The organism is Candidatus Similichlamydia epinepheli (assembly GCF_003056015.1).
On the sequence record NZ_PPEU01000135.1, the window covers coordinates 1 to 1525 of the forward strand.

Annotated in this window: 2 protein-coding genes; both read left to right on the forward strand. The window is 44.9% G+C overall.

The window, feature by feature from the left end; all coding sequences use genetic code 11:
• The first annotated feature begins 90 nt into the window (after positions 1-90).
• Entirely contained in the window at positions 91-264 is a 174-nt protein-coding gene (rpsU, locus tag GCCT14_RS04900; RefSeq protein ID WP_108624128.1) for a 30S ribosomal protein S21, read from the forward strand.
• A 52-nt stretch (positions 265-316) separates the two neighbouring features.
• The gene (dnaJ, locus tag GCCT14_RS04905; protein ID WP_108624451.1) at positions 317-1459 is read left to right on the forward strand and encodes a molecular chaperone DnaJ; all 1143 of its coding nucleotides are present in this window, start codon (positions 317-319) and stop codon (positions 1457-1459) included.
• Positions 1460-1525 lie beyond the last annotated feature (66 nt).

Consider the following 1525-nt stretch of genomic DNA (forward strand, 5'->3'; position numbering starts at 1 on the left):
GGGGCTACGCGTGTAGCGATTCGTTCAGGGAAAAGCTGGCTGTACTGTCTTGACTTTCTTGTGTTTTTAGTAAAGGAGATTCGATCCAGAATGTCGTATGTCAAGTTGCGCCCGGGAGATTCCTTGGACAAGGCTCTGAGAACTTTAAAGAAAAAATTAGATAAGGAAGGTGTAATGAAATGTGCTCGGGCACGTCGTTTTTACGATAAACCTTCCGTTAAAAGAAGAGCGAAGTCAAAGGCGGCTCTTAAATACAAAAGATAGACTCCCGAATTAGGGGTCTTTTTTCGAGTAACACGTTCTACCCTTGTGATCTATGAGTGATTATTACGATTTGTTGGGAGTTTCCAAAACAGCTTCCGAAGAGGAGATTAAAAAAGCTTATCGGAAGCAGGCCGTCAGGTATCACCCGGACAAGAATCCGGATGATGCTGCAGCAGAAAAGAAGTTCAAAGAAATCTCTGAGGCCTACGAAGTCCTAAGCAATCCCGAAAAAAGGCAAATGTATGACCGATACGGTAAAGAAGGTCTACAGTCTGGTGGATTCGGAGATGCTGGGTTTGGGAACTTTTCATCGATGGAAGATGCCCTTAGGACCTTCATGGGTGCTTTTGGTGGGGGAGGAGATTCTCTTTTCGACCTATTTGGTGGCGGCGGTGAAATGCACGCTCAACAAAGAAAATATCCGGACAAAAAGGTTTCAGTTTCCATTTCATTTGAAGAAGCTTTTCGTGGTGTCAGTAAAACTATAGTTATAAGTGGTTGGGTCCCGTGTTTGAAGTGTGACGCCTCAGGGGCTGCTTCGAAGTCAGATATTCGCACATGTGCTGCATGTAATGGAACTGGTCAAACAGTTCAAACAAGAGGATTCTTCACAATGGCCATGACGTGTGGACATTGTAGAGGAGAGGGGAAACGTATCCTTAAGAATTGCAATGCATGTTCCGGACATGGTCGAGTGAAGGAAGCGCAAGATGTTCGTTTCCACATTCCTCCTGGTGTAAGTTCAGGCGTTCGTTTGAGAGTGGCTGGATTCGGTGATGCACCTTCTGGAGGCGGTCCTAGAAGTGATTTATACGTAGAGATTGAAGTGAGACCTCATGAAGTGTTTTCTAGGGAAGGGGATCACTTACTTGTTACTTTACCTTTGACGTTTGTAGAAGCTTCGATGGGTTGTGAGAAAGAAATCCCCACTTTTTCGAAATTGTGTCGAGTGAAAATTCCAGAAGGGACACAAAGTGGCAAACAATTTTTTGTTCGAGGTCAAGGCTTCCCACACCTTCAGGGAAGAGGGGCTGGAGATTTGAAGGTGAATGTGGTAGTTGAGACACCTCAAAACCTTTCTCCCGAACAGAAGGAGCTTCTCAAAAAATTTGGGGAACTTTCTCGTTTGGAACAGACTCCGGGGTGTTCTAATTTTTGGGATATGGTGAAGAGGTTTTTCGGTTCTAGTGGCTAGATGGAAGTTAGTCTGTGATCTTTTTTTGCCCATTAGCCTCTGGATCAGAGGGAAACGCGACTTACC